This window comes from Methanobrevibacter sp. (assembly GCF_017447225.1).
Taxonomy (GTDB): domain Archaea; phylum Methanobacteriota; class Methanobacteria; order Methanobacteriales; family Methanobacteriaceae; genus Methanocatella.
In genome coordinates this window covers 1-14923 of the sequence record NZ_JAFSNZ010000037.1, presented here as the reverse complement: position 1 = coordinate 14923, position 14923 = coordinate 1, and the positions used below count along the sequence as shown (strand labels likewise).

Sequence of the window (14923 nt, the reverse complement as noted above, 5' to 3'; positions counted from 1 at the left end):
ATTATACTTTATACAATTAACTAGCTAATAATTGGGATTTTAATGGAAAAAAATGAATTATTAAATCAAATAATTAATGAATTAGAATTTACTAATTATAATGAACACATTTCAAGCAGATTCAAAATCCATCAGCATTAATCCAAAGTTTGAAACACAGATAAACAACATTTATCAAAAAACAATGTTAAATACTGCTAAATTAACCTTAAATTTATTTAATATAAAATATATGGAAATGTTTGAAAATTTAGCAAGATTTTATGGAAAAAATGAGGACATGATTGATTTTTCTGATTCATTAAGCAATATTATAAACATATATCTTAATGAACTTGAAAATTCATTGAAAATTAAAAATGAAAAAGATTTGGATGAATTAAATTCATTTTAGAATTATCATTAATAATTATGGATAGTGCGATTGAAGAAAAGGACATTGAATTAGAATATGGGTCTTTTTTTGAAATAGAACGTAGAATTGAATATGAAAAAAAATATAATTAATATTTTGCAAATTTAAAAAAATAAGATTTAGGTTATGAAAACCTAAACTATTGTAATCTTATTTGACGTGACGGCCTTGTCATAGATTGACGTGATGATGTACTCGCCGGCCATCAGTCTGATGTTGAGCCTTGCGGTACCGTTATCATCAGTTGTTCTCTGGTAGAACACACCATTTATGTTGAATGTTATGTTGACACCACTTATCGGTTTACCTGTGCCGTCAACGATTGTTGCGTTGAATGTGGAGCCATCCAAATAAGACATCTCCATGTTTTCAGCAGTCAATACAGGCAGTACAGTAATGTTATTTGAAACCATACAGCCACCATACATTGCAGTTATTATGTATTGGCCAGGAGAGAGATTGATGTTTAATTTAGCGATGCCTTTTTCATCCGTTATCCTTTCATATAACACTCCGTTTATGTTGAATGTTACAGTCTGACCAGTCAAATCGCCATATCCGTCAAGGCGAACAGTGAACTGAGAGTCGTTTCTGAAGTATTTCACCAGGTCATGATTGTTGACTATTTTCGGCAAAACAGTGATTACAGCAGACCTCAACTCACCGGTTACAGGATTTTTTGCAGTGATTATGTACTCACCGGGACTTAAATTGATGTTCAGGCCAGCTTCACCATTTTCATTAATATTTCTGTGATAGATTACTCCATTGATGTTGAAATCAACAACACCACCAGTTAATATGTTATGCTGAGTGTCCGTGCATGTAACAGTGAATCTGCCGGGATCTCCAACATATTTCTCCATATCCTCACAATAGACAGTTGGCAAAACATCAAAGCTCAGATAAGCGGAGGTAGGAAGATAATCCTCATCGCCCTTAAATAGGAAATCCGCAGTATAAGAACCGGAACCAAGATTTATGGCAATTGAAGCCTGTCCGGAACTATCTGTTGTTCTTGTGTAGTCAACACCGTTGATTGTGATTTGAATATCCCTATTTGGCAGAGCAGTACCGTTTTCATCAGTCAGATTGAAATAAAGTTTTTTGTTTTCCCCAAATGTTTTTTCAAAAAGTTCGACCTCTATGACTGAGTAATTTCCAGTCCTGTTGTATATGACATTGAAAGTCTGGTTGATTCTTTTGGGATAGAACACATCATCACCTCCAAAATCAAGGAATGCTATAAAAGTGCCCTCCTGATAGAACCTGATTGCGATGTTATCGTCGATGAATTTAAAATCGCCGTAATACTCCAGCACATCATAATACCTGCTGCCGTATGCATCAGCATCCCATATCTCAAAACTGCCCTTGGCGTTGCCGTAATTTTCAATTTCATCTGAAATGTTGAAATCGATTATCAAATCCTCTCCGAAGACAATATCATCTACAGACATTGTGAAATTAACCTCTCTTTTTATCTGAACTGATATTGAATCAGCCAAATCCCTATAATGAGCATTTAACTGATAGTTGCCGGCAGTTAAGTTTTTCAAATCGATTATGGCTTTCCCATTATTTGTAAGGGATGTTGTATTGATTATAATCACATCATCTTTTAAAACTTCAAAGAGTATTGTTCTGTTGTTCAGATTAGTGATTAAGTCTTCAGGTTTGACCTTGTATGAGAGATTCTTAAATCCGTTATATGAAACATTAATGAAAGTCAGATTTGTGAATCTCACAGGCAAATAACTGTCCTGGTCGACATATAATGAAATCTGATTGTCCGCCAGATTATTGTAGCCTGACAGATACGCATAATACTGGCCGTTTTCATATGATTTGAAGATTTTCAGATAATCCGCATCACAATTATCATTTAAGATTGTGTTGGAAATTATGAAATCATGCTCATAAGTATAGTCAAATGAAACTGTAGAGCCTGAATTATTTAAAAATAAAGAGCTGTCGATAACTCCGTTTGAATTGAAAATACTGATAGCTCCACCAGCATTGCTTGTGAAAGTACAGTTTACGATTTCGAGAGTGTTTTGCCAGGAAAGAATTGCTCCCCCATCGTTTCCATGATTGCCTGTGAAAATGCAGTTTTTAAGAGTGACATTGGAGTTGAAAAAATCAATTGCTCCTGCAAGTTCGCCGCTAGTATCATATCCGTTGGTGAGTGTCAAATTTTCTATGTATACTTTACAATTATTGAATGTTAAAAGATTTGATGAATTCCTACCGTCAATTACATGATTGTTACCGTTTATTTTAATATCCTTATCAGAAACCTGGACTCCGGAGTTAGAATCATCACCCTGAAATGAGAAGTCCATGTTTAAATCCACATTATCCGTACGGTCCACCAGAACCTGCAGGTCTGAAAGTGAATCGTCAGCGCTGACCGCATTGATGGACAGGATAAGGATTATTAAAAAAATTATTGAAAATTTTTTAAGTGACATAAAAATGTTTATGTTGTGGTTAATATATATACCTATTTAAATAAAAATAATGAATATAAATTTAAATTTTTGAAGATAGGAGTGTATTAAATGAAAATTACAGTAGCAGGTGTTGGATATGTGGGGCTTTCCCTTGCAGTACTCCTGGCACAGAAACATGAAGTAACAGCGATTACAACAACGCAGTCAAAAGCCGAAAAACTCAATGAATTCATAAGTCCGATTCAGGATGATGAGATAGAAAGGTTTTTTAAGGAAGCCCGTGAAGGCGAAAGGCAATTGAAACTTCACACCACCACAGACAAGGAATCTGCTTATAAGAGTGCGGATTTGGTTATTATAGCCACACCGACAAACTATGATGACGTCAATCATTTCTTTGACACATCAGCTGTTGAAGATGCAATAGAGTGGACATTGAAAGTCAATCCCGACGTTTTAATGGTCATAAAATCAACAATTCCTGTCGGTTATACTGAGTCCGTTCGTGAAAAGTACGGCGTTAGAAACATTATATTTTCACCTGAATTCCTTCGTGAGTCAAAGGCGCTTTACGACAATCTCCATCCGAGTCGTATCGTAGTCGGATGCGATGAAGACCAAAGATCTGAAGGACAGATGTTTGCAGACCTGCTTCTTGAAGGTGCAAGAGAAGAGGAAAAAAGAGCCGATTTAGCTGAGCAGGACATTCCGGTTTTATTAGCTAATTTAACTGAATCTGAAGCCATAAAGCTATTTGCAAATACATATCTTGCAGTGAGAGTAAGCTACTTTAACGAGCTTGACACCTATGCCCAGACAAAAGGCCTTGACACCCAGATGATTATAGACGGCGTATGTATGGATCCACGTATCGGCGGACACTACAATAACCCGTCATTCGGATATGGTGGATACTGCCTGCCTAAAGACACCAAACAGCTTCTGGCAAATTATGCTGATGTCCCACAGACAATGATAAAGGCCGTGGTTGACTCAAATATCGTTCGTAAGGAATTCATCGCTGATGAGATTATTTCAAGAAATCCCGAAACCGTTGGGGTTTACAGGTTGACCATGAAAAGTAACAGCGACAACTTCCGTGCATCAGCCATTCAGGATGTTATGAAACACATTAAGGCTGAAGGAATTTCAATAATCATCTATGAACCGACCTTGGAAGATGGAAGTGAGTTCTTAAAATCTGAAGTTGTAAATGATATTGGCCGTTTTAAAGCAGGAAGTGATGTGATTCTTGCTAATAGATTTGATTCAGATATTCTTGGTGATGTTGCAGATAAGGTTTATACTAGGGATTTGTTTAGGAGAGATTAAAGTTAATAGAATTGGAAAACATGTTCTATTTAAACATTATTTCCATTCTTCTAAAATTTTGAATTATTTAAAGATTCAGAACCATGAAATTAACTAAATTTTAAATGAAATCTATATATTTTATGGACATCTAATTTTAGAATAAATTTCATCACAGATTTCTTTTATAGTATATTTATCAGAATCCATATACTGAGTGTTCAATAATGGTTTGAAAAATTGGGCTAAATCATCACTACTTAATCCATGATTAATTGGTAATAACTTTTCTTCAGCAATTAATGGATATAATGAATCAAATTCAAAATTTGTCCAAGATCTATTGATAAACTCTTTCGATAAAACAATAATTCCATAGTCCGAATTGATCAAACCTTGATTTATTTTTTTACGAATATTATCTCCAATTTTTAGTATTGATGCATCATACCATATTTTTAAATCAGTTTTAGATAAACATTCATTGAGTTCATCAACCCAAGGTTTATCCGTTGAGGAATGAGAAATAAAAACATCATAATGATCTTCACCATGATTACTATTTTTATTAATTGATTTTTTGAATTTATTGTTAATTGTATCCAATTTTAATAATATTCCTTCCTCATTAAATTTAAATCCATAAAAAACCAATATCATATTAATTTTTTCAAGAATTTCTTTATGAAGTTCTGGATTTAATAAATATTCTTGAGGGTCACAAACAACTTCTATAACTTTTAAAATTTTATAAAATCCTTCAATACATTCTTCTTGCATTATTTCAAATGTTTCACAAAGGAATTTCCATTTTGTATCCCCAGTATAAACAATTTCAGGAAAACCTGATTTTTTAAATAACACAGTTATATCAGATCCAGGATATGTATCCGCAATAATTTTAGACAATGTTTCTAATGCAGCTAACTTAAATCCCATTTCCATAATCTCCTTTTCAGATAACCCATATTTTTTACAAAATTTTTTAAAGTTTAAAAGAATATTTTTCCTATAATTTACATTATTCTCAATATATTCTTTTAAAGAATCATTCCAATAGGAATACTCTTTAGTAAGATTATCAATTATACTTTTCAACGTTTCTATACTATTATAAAATTTCGGATTGGGATGATTAATATCAAAATTAAGTGATTCAAAATAAATATAATTATCCCTTGAAAAATAAGTTTTTTCCCTATATAGGCCTTTTTTAGGGCGATAATTCAATAGATGCGAATCTCCTTTATAAGGAACTTTAAATGAATATCTATTTAACTTTATAGGATTCCCATAATAATCATATTTTTTATCTGTTTTTTTAGTGTAATCAATTTTATCAAAATCAACTTCAATATTATTTGAATAATAGGATTTAATTAATGAATTAATGTATTCATCATCATTATTCAATATTATCAAACAATCTTCAGCATTAATCTTTTTTTGAATTTCTAAAAGATTATGATGGATAAACTCATCAATTTTTTCTGTAAAAAGTTCTTCCATTAAAAATACCCTCCCCAATTTGCAAATCTATTTATATAATCATAATTTATCATTTCAAGCTTATAAATTTCTCATAAGCAATTTGATAATGCAATTGTTAATATAGGTATGAATGGCGCAATAATAGTCATATGATCTGAAAGAATACCAATAAATTCCACATATTTGTTTTTATAGGTTTCACCATCATTAGATTCTTCAAGTTCTTTTAAGCATTTTATTGATTCATATCTAACAGTTTCATCTTCAATTTCCTCTAATTTTTCATATATTTCATCAAAAGGTATTTGAATAAAGTTTATAGAATTATCTATGGAATTTATATTTACTTTAGAATTATTTGCATTGACATTTATATCATTAATTAATGTTTCGTTTTGTTTGTTATCAAAAACTTTTTTTGATTCAATATCTGCTTGATAATGAGGTCCAAATGTTTTTTCATAGTAACCCACATTTGTAACAACATATTCTCTTTCATAACCTTCTCTAATTTTATGAATAATGATATCATATTCTTCTAAAGGTATTTCTCCACAGAATATGAATGCTTTAGTTTTCTGTATGTCTGCATTATCACATTCATATATTTTTCCATTTTGTTTTTGAATAATAATTTTATCTTTCGCCATATCTTTAATACGCATTACATTCACCATATTAATTTTTTAGTTTTGATTTTTTGAAAAGATAAAGTAAATAAAGTACTTTATCCTTTTGTTTTTCTAGGATCATTTTTCCTAGTGTAAGTATTTGACTCTCTAATTCGACCATCTCTTCCATGAACCTTTACTTCAGCATTTCCATGCTTTTTAGCTTGCTCAATTGCTTTGCTTTTAGCTTCTGCTTGAGTGTTACTCACTGAAGAAGCTCTTTTAGAACCTTCTTTTTTATTGACCCATTTCCCATCTTTTGTTTTGACAACATGTATATATTCTTTTTTACTCATTTTATCACTCACAAATTGTATAACTTGGGACCTTTAATTTAACAACTATTTTCTACGTTTATAATGTTCTCTGAGCTTTAAAAGATCAATCAGATTAGACATTGAGTTTTCAGCATCTTCAGAAATTTTTGAAGAAGGTAAATCCATATCTTCGTTATATTCTTCAATTTTGCTAAGTTGAAGTGCAATAACATAATCCAATAACTCAAGATTAGTTACTTTCTCATCTGAGCTTTTTAATTTATTAATTATGTCACTCATGATTTTTCCTCCCATAATTTAATTAATGAGGATTAAAAAGAACTGGTAATTTTATCAGTGCACAAAAACCAAAAGAAAAATAGTTTATTTAAATATGATGTACATACATTTAAATATGATGTTACTCTACTTTTATACATAAAACTATTTCTGTTGTTATTTTATGGTTTTATGCTTGTTGTATTCATTATTTGTAAGGTCCCAGTTTACAATAATGAATCAACATTTCCGATTATTTTTTTCAAGATTCTTTTCATCACCTCGTATATTAGTATTGTAACTAAGTGTTATTTAAATATTATGATAAAAATAATTTCGTGCACATATAAATGATATGTTGATGAGACAACTATCATTATAATCAACCATTACATTTATATATTTGTATGTCCTGCATATACAATGAAAATATTGTTAATCAATATAGATATGAATACCAATTAATATAATTTTAATAGTTTTCAAACAATATTGAATTTTATAAAGATTATTTGAAAATATCAATTATAACACATCTTATCATCTTTATTATAAAAATCTTTAAAAGACATCTGTGGATGCTTTGGATTTTTTAATAATTTTTTCCATATATTATCTGCTTCATCAAAAGTCAAATATCCTTTTTCATAACATGTTACTATTATTTTGGATGTTGTAACATGTTCCAGATTGTATTTTTTTACAAAATAACACACATCATCCAAGTTATTGCTTGCAAGTATTCCATTTTTAGTTATTGCAAGTGAAATAATACTTAATTCTCCTTTACCAATATCTTCAGTTTTATCATCAGTTATAAATTCATAATATTGATCAAATTCTTCACTGCCAAGTTCCAAGTCTTTAATTTCAACATATCCTTCCTGAATTAATAATGTTAACCTTTTTTTAACTTTATCCGGAGTGTTTTTATTATATAATTCACTCTTAACTTTATCTGAGATGATGATTTTTGAATATTCCTTTTTTAGTAAATCTATTCTATTTATCTGCAAAAATGACGATAAACAATCAGTATCATAAAAAATAGGTTTAGTCATTGATATCATCACCCTTATCCACATTAAATACAAGATCTCCCCTATAGCCATCAAGAAGGAGCTCTTTTTTCTTACTTTGACTTATTTTACCTATTTCATCTAAGTATTCAATTGTATTAATGTATTTTCCAAGGGTCATGTATTGGTCTTCTTTAGGGGATGATCGGTATAATTCATCACTATATCCCCTGATTTTCGCTTCATCAGATATATATTTACATTCATATTCATCATATTCATTTTCAGAAATTAATCCATTGTTCAAAAGGCGAGTCAATAATGCACGATGGCTAATCTGGAAATATTGTTCAACAGAAATAATGTTACCCAAATTCCATTCATTAATATGGTTCATTTCACAGTATTGGCTGAGACCTTCCTCAGTCATTAATAGATATGAAGCGAACTTATCTGCTTCTCTTTCAGAGTCATCTCTTAAAAGATAGTTGCAGACAATAGGTTTTCCGGAATTTTCCTCAATTAACAAGTGATACAATTCATGAGCCAATGTGAATCTTTGTCTTCCTTTAGTCATTGTTGAGTTAATCCCAATTATTTCGATATTTTCATCTTTAATGCACATCCCACTTGTGTTTTTGGAAAATGGCATGTACAATAAGGTTAAGTTTGGGAGTTTTGATAAAACCACTGATGTAATATCAACAGACCCATAAGGATTCAAACCCCATTTTTCTCTTAATTTAATGGCTTCGGCATTTAACTGGTTATCTGTTTTCAAACTAATCATCCATTTTGCTTGTTAGGTATTTCATATTCATGTATATTCTATTCATGCTTGCTATACCTTCAAGGTCAGCTACTTCAATACTACTACTTCTAAATGCAAATTTTGTATAATCAAATTCTTCACTCCTGCAAAGTAGATAACTTTCACTGCATCCGAATAATGAGCATAGCTTGTTTAAAATGGATAAAGTAATATTCTTGTTGCCATTTTCCATGTCAAGCAAATCTTCAGTTGGAATGTCCAAATATGAAGATAATGCTTGAGGAGTCAAATTCATATTTTCTCTGAGAGTTTCCATTCTTGCTCCAACATTTTTCATGGTTAATCACCTTAAAAAGAATATGGTATTATATTTTAAAAATTTATAATATATAAATTTCTATTAAATACAACAAATACATTTATGAAATATAATAATAGGTATGTTTATAAAATATATAATAATTTGGTGAGAGCATTTGAACAGTATTCGTGCGACAAAAAAATTCCATAGTTTATTGTTATACTGAATTTATTCAATCCAAGTATGATAGAATTTTCCCTGAAAATTTTAACTAAGAAATAATCAAAAATATCCAATTTAGCATACTGCCTATGAAAAAATCAAACATTAGTTAACATACTCCCGAATGCCAAAATTATTGCATTTCTAGATTAATAACGTAAAAAGATGAGAACAATATGTGCAAACTATCAAAATATCAAAAATTGACTTTATAAAACAAATATTTAAAAAGAAAACTACAACAATAATCAATCAAAAATTCAATTTAAATAAACTATTAAAATAAAAATAAAAATCGGTTTAAGTTAATCTACATGTTAGCAACCAATTTGGTAAAGTTCGAATCCTTCATCCTGAATTCTTTTTGGATAGATATTACGTCCATCAAAAATAATCTTTTGATTTAATCTTTTTGAAAGCTCATGTAAATCCAAGCTTCTGAATTCCTTCCATTCAGTGATTAAGATTAATGCATCTGCATCATCAAGAGCATCATACTTGGATTTTGTAAATTCAATATTTTCATCATCCAGAACTTGCCTGAAAGTTTCAATTGCTTTGGAATCATATGCCTTTATATGAGCTCCCCTTTTAATCAGTTCACTTATTATGGTAATTGAAGGAGCACATCTCACATCATCGGTTTGAGGTTTAAATGCTAATCCCCATACTGCAAATGTGAAATTACTTAAATCATCCCCAAATCTTTTAGTAATCTTATCAACAATGACCATTTTTTGAGCTTCGTTAACCTCATCAACCATTGATAATATGCTTGGGATGTAGCCGTTTTCCAAGGAAGTGTTGATTAGGCCTTTAACATCTTTTGGAAAGCATGACCCCCCATAACCGCAGCCAGCATAAATGAACTTGTATCCGATACGCTTATCCGATCCGATTCCCAAACGGACATTTTGAACATTAGCCCCAGTTAACTCGCAGATATTTGCAATTTCATTCATGAATGATATTTTAGTTGCAAGCATTGCATTAGCAACATATTTGGTCATCTCAGCACTTTTAACATCCATTACAATGAATCTGTCGTGATTAGCAACAAATGGTTCATATAATTCTTTTAATGTTTGAGCTGCTTTTTCGGATTCTGTTCCTATAATTACTCTGTCCGGATGTAAGCAGTCTTCAATTGCAACACCTTCCTTTAAAAATTCGGGATTTGATGCTATTTCGATATGTACATCATTGACTTTATTTTCATCGATAAATTTTTTAATTTCAAAGCCAGTTCCTACAGGAACTGTTGATTTGGTGACTATTAAGGAATCCTTAGTTATGTTTTCTGCGATTTGTTTTGCAACAGTGAAAACAAAGTTTAGATTAACTTTACCTCCATCATCTTCTGGAGTACCTACTGCAATGAAAATGATATTAGAATCATCTAAAGCTTCTTTTAAGTTAGTAGTGAAAAATAAGTTTTCTTTAGCTTGATTATCAATAACCATAGTTGCCAAGTGAGGTTCATAAATCGGAATGATACCTTTTTTGAGATTATTGATTTTTTCTTCATCTATATCAACACAGTATACCTTATTTCCCATTTCCGCAAAACAGGTTCCGGTTACAAGACCGACATAACCAGTTCCAATAACAGTCAGATTCATAAATGTATATTATATGTTTAAAATATAAATAAGTATCATCTAATTCGAGACATTTCAAAAAGAAAATAAAAAAAGTAGAAACTTCAACAGAAGTTTCACAGGTTATTCAATAATATATTTTTTTAAATCTCCAATTTTATCTGTTTTTTCCCATGGAAGGCCGCCAATACCAAAGTGGCCATATTTTGCAGTTTGTTTGTATTGAACATCCCTTAAACCTAGGGTTTCTATGATCCCATCAGGAGTTAGCTTAAAGTTTTCGCGTACGATTTCATCGAAGGTTTTATCTCCAATATCTGCGCCAGTTCCAAAGGTATCTACCATCACAGATGTTGGTTCTGCCACTCCGATTGCATATGATAGTTGGATTTCACATTTTTCTGCTAATCCGCTTGCTACTATGTTTTTTGCGATGTATCTTGCCATGTAGCATGCGCTTCTGTCTACTTTGGTGCAGTCTTTTCCTGAAAATGCTCCTCCACCATGTCTTGCATAACCTCCATAGGTATCAACAATGATTTTTCGTCCAGTTAATCCTGCATCACCATGGGGTCCGCCAATTTCAAATTTTCCTGTTGGATTAATATGTTCTACAGTTTCATCAGTTATTAATCCTTCAGGAACTACATCTTTGAAGAGTTTTTCACGAATGTCTTCTTTTAATTGTTCCTGATTATCAGACATTGTCTCATCATGCTGGGTTGACAATACTATTGCATCCAATGATGTGACATTTCCTTTTTCATCATAGTTTAGTGATACTTGTGCTTTACCGTCTGGTCTTAGATATGGTATTTCACCGGATTCTCGGAGTTCTGTTAATTTATTGGTTAGTTTTCGTGCCAAATCTATTGGATACGGCATTAATGAATCCGTTTCATTGGTTGCATAACCAAACATCATTCCTTGATCTCCTGCACCAGTTTCTGCATCTTCACGGTCCACTCCCTGATTAATGTCAGGAGACTGTGCATGGAGTCTGTTAACAACTTCACATTTATGGCCATCGAATTTCAAATCAGGATTGTCATAGCCTATTTCAATGATTGTGTCTCTTATAATTTTTTCAATGTCTTCATTTGAAAGGTCAGCTGTTGATGTTACCTCACCGAATACCATACAAAAGTCTGTTGTTACGCAGGTTTCGCATGCGACATGTGAATTTTTATCCTGTGCCATATACGCATCCAATATTGCATCTGAAATTATATCTGCAACTTTATCAGGATGTCCCTGAGTTACAGACTCTGATGTAAAAGTTCTATAAAGTTCACTCATATTATCACCATTATTATGTTCCTTCTTGCCAGTTAGCCATATAAGCTTTCTGTTTATCGGTTAAAGAATCGATTTCAATACCCATTGCATCTAATTTCATGCTTGCTACGGTGTAGTCGATTTCGTCAGGCGCTTTGGTTACACCGACAGGTAAATCGTTTTCTAGGATGTGTTTTGCAGATAGTGCCTGTACTGCGAAACTCATGTCCATGATTTCTGCAGGGTGCCCTTGTCCACGTGCTGCGGATAAGTTTACTAAACGACCGTCTGCTAAGAGATATATTTTGCGTCCGTCTTTTGTGGTGAACTCTTCGATACTTTCCCTTACTTCTTTTACTCCTGTGGATATTGCTTCCAGATCAGGTCTGTTGATTTCTACGTTGAAGTGTCCGGAGTTTGCAAGCATACATCCGTCTTTCATGTATTTGAAGTCGTCACCGGAGATAATGTCAGCATTTCCTGTTACTGTAATGATAAGGTCTGCCTGTTTTACTGCTTCTCTGATGGTCATTACTCTGTATCCATCCATTCTTGCTTCGAGTGCTCTGATTGGATCTACTTCTGTTACGATTACGTCAGCACCAAGACCTGCTGCTCTGAGTGCTAGTCCTCTTCCGCACCAGCCGTATCCGCAGACAACAACGGTTTTTCCTGCAATTACCATGTTGGTTGTTCCCATTATTGCGTCAAAGCTTGATTGTCCGGTTCCGTAACGGTTGTCAAATAAGTATTTGGTATAAGCATCATTAACAGCAATTACTGGGAATTTTAGTGCTCCGTCTGCGTGCATTGCCTGTAATCTGTGAACACCTGTTGTGGTTTCTTCACATGCTCCTTTGATGTGGCTTAACAATTCATTTCTTTCGTTGTGAAGCACCATAATCATGTCAGCTCCGTCGTCGATGATTATGTCCGGTTTGTGATCCAATACCATGTTAATGGTTTGGTAGTATTCTTCGTCGTCCTGTTCTCTCCACCCGTAAACGTTCAAGCCCAAGTCAGCTGCACCTGCAACTGCATCATCGTGAGTGGATAGGGGATTGCATCCGGTCATTGCGACTTCAGCTCCACCAGCCATTAATGTCAAACCCAAATTAATTGTTTTAGGCTCTAAATGTAAACATGATCCAATAGTAATTCCTTTAAACGGTTGAGTTTCTTCATATTCCTTTTTAATGGATTCCAAAACAGGCATGTGTTTTTGAACCCATTCAATTTTTCTAACTCCTTCCGAAGCTAATGATATATCTTTAACTTTGCTCATAATATCACAAATAAGAATTAGTAAAATGTAATCACCTACAGAATAGATAATCCCATTTATAATAATATTATTTATATCAAATTTAATATACTTTAGTGATTTTACATATGCGTCTTTCAAAAACTTTGTTGATTTAAAATTTTTTGATGAATTTGATTTTTGATTTAATTTTGTTTAAAAATAATTAAATTTAATAAAATATGGAATGAAACTCTTATCACACTAAATATAAAAATAATTCAAAAAATAGTATTTTAGTATTAAACAATATATATTTTGTAATTTTAATGATGGATTAATACATTCAGATTACTAGTTTATGAAGTTATAGGAATCTTGTCTAAATGTTTTTAAATCTTTTAATTTGAGTTTTAAAAAATATATTAATTATTTAAATGAATTTTACTAAATATCTTCATTGTTGGACGCCATGTGGTTAAATATAGTTTTACTGAAATAACTTTAGTATTTAAGAAAATTGGCAAGACTGATGTGAAAGTTCAGATTATAGTTGTAAAGTTGTAATAAAACCTTTTAAAAGAATTTGACAAGTCTAGTCGATAAAATAGTAATTTTATTAACGAATTAAAAAATGAATCAGAGCATTAAATTTCAGATTATCTTGAAAGTTTGAAAAATATTTGCAAATCTTTTAAAAAGTTTTTTGGAATTAATATTTATCATCAGACAATTGAAATTGACTTTTATTAATAAATATATTTTATGGTTTAATTTAGGTCATTACTCATACATTATATCTTTGATATGAATGGATTTAAATTTAATGAAAATTGAAAATGTGGGCTACTCTGCTAGATTCGGCCACTAATTATATTGTAACTAATGTTATTTACGATACTGGCGATGAAACTACTATTACACAATTTTTAAAAGAATCTAATCAGCCACAAAATATAAAAACTTCATTCACCAATAAAAAAATAAAAAATTGAAAAAACAATAAATAAACTTAAAAATACATTTCAAAAAACAATGTTAAAATCCAAAAATCCAATATTTAAGACAAATAGGGTCTTTAAAAATTAAATTACTGGGACTGTCCACTATTTAAATTTTAATGTCGATGTGTAACAGGAGAGCTCTTATCAGTTGAAATTACACATTGACCTAATTTCAAAAAGAATGAATAAATCGATGCAAAGTTCAAACCAATCTAATCAAACAAAGAGTTTATTAAAACCAAATACTCATCATTTCATTGCCATTTTAACGAGCAATTATTTAATTAAATTAAATCTTTTTGATCCAAATATGAAATTATAATAATCCATCAAGCGATTATTAGGTATTTGTAAAGATTGATTTGATGTAAAAAAGCTTATAGAAATAGTTATATATGAATTGGAGAGATATTATTATATAGAACCAAAAAACAAAACCTCTCCAATTACTATTTTTGGTGAGTCATAATATATATTATTTTTTGTTTTTTGTCAACCCTGTTAAGTTAAGAAATTTTTGAGATAATATTTTTTATTCACCTCTTTTTTGAGATGGTGGGAATTTGTTTGATGGATCTTTGACTGTTCTGTCAGGATTCCTGT

General features: G+C 31.3%; 13 protein-coding genes. 2 read left to right on the top strand and 11 right to left on the bottom strand.

Going from position 1 to position 14923, the window contains the following annotated elements; genetic code table 11:
• Nucleotides 1–100 precede the first annotated feature (100 nt).
• The gene (locus tag IJQ68_RS03765) at nt 101–394 is read left to right on the top strand and encodes a hypothetical protein (RefSeq protein ID WP_292797138.1); all 294 of its coding nucleotides are present in this window, start codon (nt 101–103) and stop codon (nt 392–394) included.
• A gap of 155 nt (nt 395–549) precedes the next feature.
• On the opposite strand, the gene IJQ68_RS03760 is transcribed toward IJQ68_RS03765, so the two are convergent.
• Complete coding sequence (locus IJQ68_RS03760; protein WP_292797136.1) at nt 550–2889, bottom strand: hypothetical protein; 2340 nt, start codon at nt 2887–2889, stop codon at nt 550–552.
• 90 nt (nt 2890–2979) lie between these two features.
• Between IJQ68_RS03760 and IJQ68_RS03755 the strand changes: the two genes are divergently transcribed.
• Nucleotides 2980–4203 carry a nucleotide sugar dehydrogenase gene (locus tag IJQ68_RS03755; protein ID WP_292797134.1) on the top strand — a complete coding sequence of 408 codons (1224 nt, stop codon included), beginning with the start codon at nt 2980–2982 and terminating at the stop codon, nt 4201–4203.
• A gap of 120 nt (nt 4204–4323) precedes the next feature.
• On the opposite strand, the gene IJQ68_RS03750 is transcribed toward IJQ68_RS03755, so the two are convergent.
• The 10 genes from IJQ68_RS03750 to ahcY all read right to left on the bottom strand — a co-directional run bounded on the left by IJQ68_RS03750 (nt 4324) and on the right by ahcY (nt 13358).
• Nucleotides 4324–5691 carry a toll/interleukin-1 receptor domain-containing protein gene (locus tag IJQ68_RS03750; RefSeq protein WP_292797132.1) on the bottom strand — a complete coding sequence of 456 codons (1368 nt, stop codon included), beginning with the start codon at nt 5689–5691 and terminating at the stop codon, nt 4324–4326.
• 71 nt (nt 5692–5762) lie between these two features.
• The gene (locus tag IJQ68_RS03745) at nt 5763–6338 is read right to left on the bottom strand and encodes a hypothetical protein (RefSeq protein WP_292797130.1); all 576 of its coding nucleotides are present in this window, start codon (nt 6336–6338) and stop codon (nt 5763–5765) included.
• Nucleotides 6339–6400: 62 nt separating this feature from the next.
• Nucleotides 6401–6640: a DUF2188 domain-containing protein gene (locus tag IJQ68_RS03740; RefSeq protein WP_292797128.1), complete on the bottom strand. Its 240-nt coding sequence runs from the start codon at nt 6638–6640 to the stop codon at nt 6401–6403.
• A 45-nt stretch (nt 6641–6685) separates the two neighbouring features.
• Entirely contained in the window at nt 6686–6901 is a 216-nt protein-coding gene (locus IJQ68_RS03735; protein ID WP_292797126.1) for a hypothetical protein, read from the bottom strand.
• Between the two features lie 500 nt (nt 6902–7401).
• The gene (locus IJQ68_RS03730; protein ID WP_292797123.1) at nt 7402–7941 is read right to left on the bottom strand and encodes a nucleic acid-binding protein; all 540 of its coding nucleotides are present in this window, start codon (nt 7939–7941) and stop codon (nt 7402–7404) included.
• Nucleotides 7934–8689, bottom strand: a complete 756-nt coding sequence (locus IJQ68_RS03725; protein WP_292797120.1) for an ImmA/IrrE family metallo-endopeptidase — start codon at nt 8687–8689, stop codon at nt 7934–7936. Before IJQ68_RS03725 ends, IJQ68_RS03730 begins: the two co-directional genes overlap by 8 nt.
• Complete coding sequence (locus tag IJQ68_RS03720) at nt 8682–9008, bottom strand: helix-turn-helix domain-containing protein (protein ID WP_292797117.1); 327 nt, start codon at nt 9006–9008, stop codon at nt 8682–8684. The genes IJQ68_RS03725 and IJQ68_RS03720 overlap by 8 nt, the downstream gene beginning before the upstream one ends.
• Before the next feature lie 503 nt (nt 9009–9511).
• Nucleotides 9512–10816 (bottom strand): UDP-glucose/GDP-mannose dehydrogenase family protein, encoded by a 1305-nt coding sequence (locus tag IJQ68_RS03715; protein ID WP_292797115.1) that lies wholly within the window; start codon nt 10814–10816, stop codon nt 9512–9514.
• A 102-nt stretch (nt 10817–10918) separates the two neighbouring features.
• Nucleotides 10919–12094 (bottom strand): methionine adenosyltransferase, encoded by a 1176-nt coding sequence (gene metK, locus IJQ68_RS03710; protein WP_292797112.1) that lies wholly within the window; start codon nt 12092–12094, stop codon nt 10919–10921.
• Between the two features lie 13 nt (nt 12095–12107).
• A complete protein-coding gene (gene ahcY / locus IJQ68_RS03705) occupies nt 12108–13358 on the bottom strand; it encodes an adenosylhomocysteinase (protein WP_292797109.1) in 1251 nt (416 codons plus the stop codon).
• Nucleotides 13359–14923: the final 1565 nt, after the last annotated feature.